General features: G+C 68.2%; 4 protein-coding genes and 1 riboswitch. Of the genes, 2 read left to right on the top strand and 2 right to left on the bottom strand.

Features of this window, described 5'->3' with window-relative positions:
- Positions 1 to 141 precede the first annotated feature (141 nt).
- Together P3T29_RS30175 and P3T29_RS30180 are read right to left on the bottom strand one after the other, a co-directional pair.
- The gene (locus P3T29_RS30175; RefSeq protein WP_280719863.1) at positions 142 to 2,094 is read right to left on the bottom strand and encodes a putative Ig domain-containing protein; all 1,953 of its coding nucleotides are present in this window, start codon (positions 2,092 to 2,094) and stop codon (positions 142 to 144) included.
- Between the two features lie 952 nt (positions 2,095 to 3,046).
- Positions 3,047 to 5,035, bottom strand: coding sequence for a putative Ig domain-containing protein (locus tag P3T29_RS30180; protein ID WP_280719864.1), 1,989 nt, complete (start codon positions 5,033 to 5,035; stop codon positions 3,047 to 3,049).
- Between the two features lie 383 nt (positions 5,036 to 5,418).
- Positions 5,419 to 5,633, top strand: a riboswitch (cobalamin riboswitch).
- Between the two features lie 88 nt (positions 5,634 to 5,721).
- Between P3T29_RS30180 and P3T29_RS30185 the strand changes: the two genes are divergently transcribed.
- Positions 5,722 to 6,780 (top strand): HoxN/HupN/NixA family nickel/cobalt transporter, encoded by a 1,059-nt coding sequence (locus P3T29_RS30185; protein ID WP_280719865.1) that lies wholly within the window; start codon positions 5,722 to 5,724, stop codon positions 6,778 to 6,780.
- Between the two features lie 586 nt (positions 6,781 to 7,366).
- Positions 7,367 to 8,949: Ig domain-containing protein (locus P3T29_RS30190; protein WP_280719866.1), on the top strand; the 1,583-nt coding region annotated here is incomplete at its 3' end.

Raw genomic sequence — 8,949 nt, forward strand, 5'->3', positions numbered from 1 at the left:
CCTAGAGGTGCGCCGGTTCTCCTGGTGAGACCATGATCAGCCAAACTTACCGGCGGGTAACCAGCCATCGGCCGAACCCCGGAAAGCGCGAAGCACCGGGGTGGGCTCTCGCCCACCCCGGTGCCTCTCAGGTGCGGTACGTCAGGAGACGTTCACCGCAGCGTCGTCGATGACGAAGCTGGTCTGGGCCGAGGAGGAGTTCTCGACACCGGTGAACTTCAGGGTGACCGTCTGGCCGGCGTAGGCCGAGAGGTCGACGGTCTGCAGGGCGTAGCCGGAGTTGGCGTTCACGTTGGAGAAGGTCTTCAGCGTGGTGCCGTTGGCCGTGACGGTGAGCTTGTCCGAGGCGGTGGTACCCGTCTTGGCGGTGTCGATGTGCAGCCAGTAGGTGAAGCTGGCCTTGCAGCCGGCCGGGATGGTGACGGCCTGCGACAGGGTGTCGGTGTGGGCGCTGCCGTAGCCGTCCAGCCAGGCGTCGTAGCTGCCGGAGTGGGCGGGCTCGGAGGTGGTGTCGCTGTTGATGACACCGGAGGTGGCGGTCCACGGGGCGGCGCTGCCGGTCTCGAAGCCGCCGTTGCCGATCAGCTGGGCCGGGGTGCAGCCGGAGGTGGCGGTGACGGTCCAGCTGAAGGTGCTGGAGCCGGTGGCGCCGGTGCTGTCCTTGGCGGTGACCGTGACGGACGAGGTGGCCGCAGCGGTCGGGGTGCCGGTGATCAGGCCGGAGGCGCTGATCGACAGGCCGGCCGGGAGGCCGGTGGCCGAGTAGGTCAGCGACTGGGTGGTGTCACTGTCCGTGCCGTTGACCTGCAGGTTGACGGCGCTGCCGACGGTGCCGGACTGGGTACCGGGGCTGGTCACCGTGACGGTGTTGCTACCGGTGGAGCCGCCGCCGACGATCGGGTGCGAGATGGAGCACGCGTTGGTGTCGTTCGACCAGCTGGCCTGCTCGGCGAAGGTGCCGGTGGCGAACGCGACCATGGCCGCACCGCCGGTGGTGCCGGGCTTCAGCCAAGCGCACTCGTCGGAGTTCTCCTGGCCGTTGTAGGTGGCGTCACCGGTGTGGTTGGTCCAGCCGCCGGCCGGGTTCTGGTCCGACATCATCTCGTGCCACTCGTGACCGAGGGTCATCGTGTAACCGTCGAGGGTGCCGGGGGAGTTGACGAAGCCGACGCCGCAGTTCTGGCCCTGGTCGATGTTGTACGGCTGGTTGGAGAACGCCACGTCGCCGTAGGGCGAGGACGCCGCGCCACCGGTCAGGGTGGTGTCGCCGTTCCAGTCGTGCCACGCGCAGTACCCGGTGGTCGGGTTCTGGTAGTCGTCCGGGTTGGTGCCGTGGGGCGACAGGATGATGTAGTACGCGTCGCGGTTCGAGGCGGCGGTGGTGTTGCCGAAGTGGCCGGCCGCGTTGACGGCCTCGACACCCAGCTGGTTGCCGGTCGCCTGGGCCGGGGAGGCGGCCGCGTTGTCGTACCAGACACCGGAGAGCACGCCACCGGCCTGGTACGGGATGAAGTTGGCGTTCGACGGGCAGCTGGTCGCGCCGGAGGCCACGTTCGGACCGTCGCACCACTGCGTCAGGTCCGCGGACCAGCGCTCGTTGTTGGTGCCGATGCCCTTGAACATCTGCTGGGTGGCGCCTGCGGCGCCGGCCGAGTCGCCCGAGAACTTCGCGTTCCCGTTGCTGTCGGTGCTCTGCGAGCCCCACTGGGAGCCGTAAAAGACGAGGTAAACCTTCGAGTGTCCGCTCTGGACACCGATGCCGTCCACGCCGCCGCCGTACGACAGCGTCTCGGCGCCGGTAGCGGCAGCCGACAGCTGGTTGGCGATGTGGGCCCGTCGCTGGGCCTCGTACTGCTGGATGCCCGGGATCGTGCTGCGCTTGAGCGTCGAGCTGAACGGGTTGAACTCGTTCGTGATGCCCGAGCCGGCGAGCGCGCTGGCAGTGTGGTGGTGGGCCTGGCCCGAAACGGCCGGGATGCTAAGCGTGGCGGCCTGCGCCGGAGCGGCCATCAGGCCGGCGGCGGTGACAGCGAGGGAGACGGCGCCGGTGAGCGCGGCACGCCTGGCAATGCGGGAGCTGTGGGGGCTACCCATGGTTACGGGTCCTCTCGTGAACCCGCCGCCCACGCTCCGATCGGGGCTCGGGCGGCGGCTTTCCAGAACTGGGGCCTGTGGCCTGCCGGGGCCGCCCTCGCCGGTTCCGCTTTCGCCCGACATGGGGGAAGAGCGCTCTGACCACGGTCCGATTCAAGGCACAGCTCACCCGTCGGGGAATTCGGGATGAGTCAGCTGAGCATTGTTCGGGCGCAGTCCGGACTTCTCCGAAGAGAGGTCCCGGAACCGGTGGTACGGACCACGACAACTGTCGGACAGTCACCACCGGGTCGGTTGCGCTGCCGTCTGCTGCGGTGAAGCAAACCAGAATTGGTGAACGCCGGTCAACAGGTGATTCACAGCTGTCTCGTAGGCTGGACCACCGCTCACGGGCAGTTCCGCAGGTCGAAGGCGATCATCGCGCGTAGCGCGACTTCGATCTCCCCGAACACCGGCCGACGCCGGATGTTCACCTCGGAAACGTCAAGACCCGCAGGTCCCAGCCCTGTTCAGAACCGGCGACCGAACCGTCGGTCGGGTAGGGGCGGGGTACGGCACCCGGCCCATGCACCGGATTTCGCCGAGCGGCGTCCGCTTTCCGGTGACGCTACGGCACTTCGACCGCCGCCTTCACAGGATCCCTTCAGCTTCACACTCGACGGAAAACTCTCCGGACCCGCCGGAATTAACGGCATATCAAGCCTTGTTCCCCTGTTCCCCCGTCGCCGCACAGCGGAAATGGACGGTTTTGCAACACCGCAACAGGAAGCGGCATTCACCGCAGTTGAACAACACAGTTGAACAACGCTGGTATTCAGTGAATACCAGCCCCGGCATCCACCCCCCGCACCGGCCCGTCGTGGCAACCCCCACAGCACAGCTCCCGCCTCGTGATCGAGACGGGAGCCGGGTGAGCACTGTCGTCGTGACAGCTGAGGTCGCGTGAGAGTGCTCAGCTGACGTCGAGGGCCGTGTCGTCGATGACGAAACTGGTCTGGGCCGAGGAGGAGTTCTCGACACCGGTGAACTTCAGGGTGACCGTCTGGCCGGCGTAGGCCGAGAGGTCGACGGTCTGCAGGGCGTAGCCGGAGTTGGCGTTCACGTTGGAGAAGGTCTTCAGCGTGGTGCCGTTGGCCGTGACGGTGAGCTTGTCCGAGGCGGTGGTACCCGTCTTGGCGGTGTCGATGTGCAGCCAGTAGGTGAAGCTGGCCTTGCAGCCGGCCGGGATGGTGACGGCCTGCGACAGGGTGTCGGTGTGGGCGCTGCCGTAGCCGTCCAGCCAGGCGTCGTAGCTGCCGGAGTGGGCGGGCTCGGAGGTGGTGTCGCTGTTGATGACACCGGAGGTGGCGGTCCACGGGGCGGCGCTACCGGTCTCGAAGCCGCCGTTGCCCAGCAACTGGGCCGGGGAGCAGCTGCCCGAGGCGGGGTTGACCGTCCAGCTGAAGGTGGTGCTGCCGCTGGCGTTGGTGGTGTCGGTGGCCGTCACGGACGCCGTGAACGAACCGGCGGCGGTCGGCGTCCCGGAGATCAGACCCGTGGAGGGGCTGATCGACAGACCGGTCGGCAGCCCACTCGCCGCGTAGGAGAGCGCCTGACCGGACGCCGAATCGCTCGCCGAGATCTGCAGGCTCGCGCCGGTACCGACCGTACCGGTCTGGCTGCCCGGGTTCGTCACCGTCACCGAGTTACCGGCGGCCGGGTTGACCGTCCAGCTGAAGGAAGCGGAGCCGGACGGGCCGGTGGAGTCGGTGGCGGTCACGGAGGCCGTGAACGTGCCGGCCGTGGTCGGCGTCCCGGAGATCAGACCCGTCGAGGAGCTGATCGACAGACCGGTCGGCAGCCCACTCGCCGAGTAGGAGAGCGCCCCGCCCGCAGTGTCGGTGGCCGAAACCTGCAGGCTCGCGGCGGTGCCGACGGTGCCGGTCTGGCTGCCGGGGTTCGCCACGGTCACGCTGCTGATGGCGGTGTGGTTGAAGTCGGCGGTGATCGCCGCCTCGATGCCGCTCAGCACACCGGGGTCGGCGATGATCAGGCCCAGTTCGCGGTTGTGGTTGAGCGAGTTGTCGGAGAAGTTCTCCGAACCGGCGAACACCTTCGCCGTCGACGTGCCGTAGTCGGCGACGATCGCCTTGGCGTGGACGTAGAAGCCGGTGCTGCTCGTGTACGTGGTGACCTGGCCGCCGGCGGCGGTGACCTGACCCAGCTGCGTGGTGTAGGACCCGGAGGTGTTCTCCGCGACGACGCGGACGGTGACGCCGCGCTGCGCGTCCGCGACGATCGCGTTGACCAACGCGGTGTCGCCGAACTCCTCCTCCTGGACGTCCAGGGTGTGCTGCGCACCGTTGACCAGAGCCAGCAGCCGGCTCTGCGAGTCGGTGGGCGACCAGACCAGGTCGTCGCCGTCGGAGGGGGTTATCGCGGTCTTCGCGTAGTCGGCGCTGAAGACCTGCTCGATCGCGGCGACGTCGGCGGAGTCGGTGTCGAAGACCCCGTAGTCGCGCGACGTGGCGTAGTACGTGGTGTCGAAGTTGCCGGTGCTGATGTAGGACTTGGCGCCGTCGACGGTGATCGTCTTCTGGTGGGTGTAGACGAAGGACGAGGACGAGTAGGTGACCCCGACGCCGCCCGCCGACAGCGCGGTGTACGCGGCGCCGTCGATGGACGAGTGCTGGGAGTCCAGGATCACGCGGACCTGGATACCCGCCTTCTCCTTGTTCACCAGGTCGTTGACCAGGGTGGTGTCGCGCAGTTCGTAGATCGTCACGTCGATCGACTTCGTCGCGGAGTTGACGAAGCCGTAGATCGCGCTCTCGCCCTGGTCCGGCAGCACCACCAGGGAGTAGGCGGTGGTGGCGGAGTGGGCGGCGGTGGGCACCAGCATGGTGGCTGCGGCCACCGCGCCTGCGGCGAGGCTGGATCTCAGACGGCGGGTGACGCTCACAGGGGACCTCCGGGACGCGGTCGGGTAAGGGTTACGCGCGTAGCGCACCTAGTAAGGCACGGGGCTGATGGCGCGCGAAGTACCTGTGCATGACAGCTTTCTGAACAATTCGGCAGGTGCAGGCAAAGGCCCTCTGGCACTTGACGTGGGGTTAAGTGCCTTTTCAGCAGCCCGACTTGTACAACTTGTAGATTCGCCGACGACGACCGGCGGACGGTGAACCCCTCGACAGGGCGTCAAGTGCGGGTCGAGTCCGGGTCGAGCCCGACTGGTGCGCGGCCCGCCCGGAAGCAGCCGCACGAGACCCGTCCCCGCCACCGTGCGCCGGTGATATGCCACACATGCGCAACTGCGCAGGCTTGTGGACATCGAGGTCAGCGCCCTACGGTGTCTTCCGCCGTGGTGTTCGGGAAGACCGGTGCACTGTGCTTGTCACAGGAGTCCGGAGCGGCCCTCGCCACTGTGATCGGGGAATCCCCGTACCGTTCCCGCCCCTCCGGGTGGGTGGCCACTGGATGCCGTCAGGTGTCCGGGAAGGCCAGGTACGGGGGTGTTGGACCCGTCAGCCAGGAGACCGGCCACGGCACGCACGACGAACACTGTCCACGAGGTGCTGGAGAGGCTGCCCCGACATGACCCTGCCCCAAAACGCTCCCCCGACCGCTCCGGCGTCCAGAGCCCTGCCGATGACCGCGCCCCGCATGGATCGCGGGGACTGGATCCGTACCGGCGGGCTGATGGGGGTGATCGCGGCCATGCACGTGGTCGCCTTCGGCATCCTGATAGCGATGGTCGACCCGCACCACTACAAGGTCGGCACCCAGGTCTTCGGTCTCGGACTCGGCGTCACCGCCTACACCCTGGGCATGCGCCACGCCTTCGACGCCGACCACATCGCCGCCATCGACAACACCACCCGCAAGCTGATGGCCGACGGCAAACGTCCGATCTCGGTCGGTTTCTGGTTCGCGCTCGGGCACTCCACCATCGTCATCGTGCTGGCCGCCCTGGTCGCCACCGGTGCCCAGATCGTCGGCACCCTCACCAACGACGACTCCAGCGCCCACAAGCTCCTCGGCGTCGTCAGCACCAGCGTCTCCGGCGGCTTCCTCTACCTCATCGCCGCCCTCAACCTGGTCTCGCTCGCCGGGATCCACCGGGTCTTCAAAGCCATGCGCGCGGGCCAGTTCGACGAGCACGAGCTGGAGAAGCACCTCGACAGTCGCGGCTTCATGAACCGCATCCTGGGCCGCCTCACCAAGTCCATCACGCGCCCCGGCCAGATGTACCCCATCGGCCTGCTCTTCGGCATCGGGTTCGACACCGCCACCGAGGTGAGCCTGATGGTGATGGCGGGCTCCGGCGCGGCCGCCGGCCTGCCCTGGTACGCCATCCTCTGCCTGCCGCTGCTCTTCGCCTCCGGCATGAGCCTCTTCGACACCCTCGACGGCACGTTCATGAACTTCGCCTACAACTGGGCGTTCTCCAACCCGACCCGCAAGGTCTACTACAACCTCACCATCACCGGCCTCTCGATCGCGGTCGCGTTCCTCATCGGCACCATCGAGCTGGTCGGCGTGCTGCACGACCAGCTCGGCCTGAGCGATCCGATCACCACCTGGATCTCCCGCGTCGACCTCAACAACGTCGGCTTCGTCATCGTCGGCCTCTTCGTGGCGGTCTGGGCCTGCGCGCTGGCGTACTGGCGCCTGGCCAAGGTGGAGGACCGCTGGTCGAGGGCCTGATCCAGGTCCGGACAACCTCAACTCCCGCTACAGCCCGGCTGGTTCTCCAGCCGGGCGGTACGGCGTTCCGCTGCCCCGCACGGCGTTCCGGCGCCCCGCACGGCCCGTGGCTCCCCGGCCCGGTCACCCGCGATTCCGTCGCCCGCCCGGTCGGCCGTTCGGTGCCCGACTACCGTAGATCGAATCAACCGATCGGTCGGTCGGTACGCGAAATCAGTGTCGGCCCCGTTGACCGGGCTGCGCCAACTCTGCTTTGCTTCGACGCAGCGAACGGCGCACCACCTGTCCTACCGCCAGGCACCGTGTGAGTCTTCACGGTTGGTTACACCCTCGTCGGAACAGGACGAGAAGTTCCACGCGGATCCCCACGCCCGTGCACCGAGAACTCCTCAACTGCCCTGCTGTTCAGCTTCGCAGACACAGCGTCAGCTTCCGCTCCCGTCCTGTCGTGCCCCAACTCCGGCACCCGACCCGATCACTGGGTCACTCCAGCACCCGGTGCGCCTCGCCAGCCTGTCCCACGCAGCCGACCGCCCCCGCCAAACCGGCGCCCCAGGCGGTCTGCAGGAGAGAGGATTCCCCCCACATGGGCACCCCCCACTTCCGCCGCGCGGCCCGAGTAGCCGTAACCGGCCTCGCGTCCCTGGCGATGGCCACCGGCTCCATGCTGGCCGCGTCTGCCGCACCCCAGGCAGCGGCATCCGCGCCGACCGCGCAGAGCTCGTCCGCCGCCAACCCGTTCAGCCCGGCGTACAACCACCCGTACCGGCACGGGGTGATGCCGACGATCCAGCAGAACGCCAAGATGAAGTCCTGGGCGGCCGGCCACGCCACTCCGAACGTCGCGACCGGCCCGGAGACGCTGTCCTACGGCGGCGGCGTCGACGGCATCGGCGTCCAGAGCGGACACTCGAAGGTTTACCTCGTCTTTTACGGCTCCCAGTGGGGCTCGCAGAGCACCGACAGCAACGGGAACGCGGCGTTCTCCGGTGACGCGGACGGTGCCGCGAGCGCCGCGCAGCAGATGTTCAAGGGCATCGGCACCGGCGGCGAACTCTGGTCGGCCGACCTTACCCAGTGGTGCGACGGCCCCAACGTGGCGACCGGCGCGACCAGTTGCCCCTCCAACGCCAACTTCGTCCCGTACCAGGCCGGTGGCGTGCTCTCCGGTGTCTGGTACGACAACTCGGCCGCGTCCCCGGCTGCCGCGACCGGGCACCAGCTCGGCCAGGAGGCCGTCAACGCTGCCGCCCACTTCGGCAACACCAACGCCGCGGCGAACCGTGACGCCTACTACGTGATCATGTCGCCGACCGGCACCAACCCGGACAGCTACCAGGGCCAGTACTGCGCCTGGCACGACTACAACGGCGACTCCTCGCTGACCGGCGGCGCGGTGACCTCGCCCTACGGTGACGTCGCGTTCAGCAACCAGCCCTACAACATGGACTCGGGCTCGGGCTGTGGCGTCGGCTTCGTCAACTCCCCCGGAACCCTCGACGGTTGGACGATGACGCTCGGCCACGAGTGGCACGAGATGATGTCGGACCAGAACCCGGCCGGCGGCTGGACCAACCACACCGGTGACGCCACCTTCAACGGCCAGGAGAACTCCGACGAGTGCGCCTGGCTGGCGCCCGGCACCGCCGGCGGCGCGGCCAACATCACCTTCGGCTCGTTCGGCACCTACTCCGAGCAGGCCAGCTGGTCGAACGACACCAACGCCTGTGCCATCTCGCACCCGATCGTCGGCACGCAGGGCAACACGGTCACCGTGAACAGCCCCGGCAACCAGAGCGGCAAGGTCGGCACCGCCGTCAGCCTGCAGGTCACCGGTTCTGACAGCGCCTCGGGCCAGACCCTGACCTACTCGGCCACCGGCCTCCCGGCCGGCCTGTCGATCAGCGCCAGCGGCCTGATCACCGGCACCCCGACCACGGCCGGCAGCTCGTCCGTCACGGTCACCGCCAAGGACACCACCGGCGCCACCGGCTCCAGCAGCTTCAGCTGGACCGTCGCCTCCAACGCGGGTAACACGGTCACCGTGAACAGCCCCGGCAACCAGAGCGGCACCGTCGGCACCGCCGTCAGCCTGCAGGTCACCGGTTCTGACAGCGCCTCGGGCCAGACCCTGACCTACTCGGCCACCGGCCTCCCGGCCGGCCTGTC

The organism is Kitasatospora sp. MAP5-34 (assembly GCF_029894335.1).
GTDB lineage: Bacteria > Actinomycetota > Actinomycetes > Streptomycetales > Streptomycetaceae > Kitasatospora.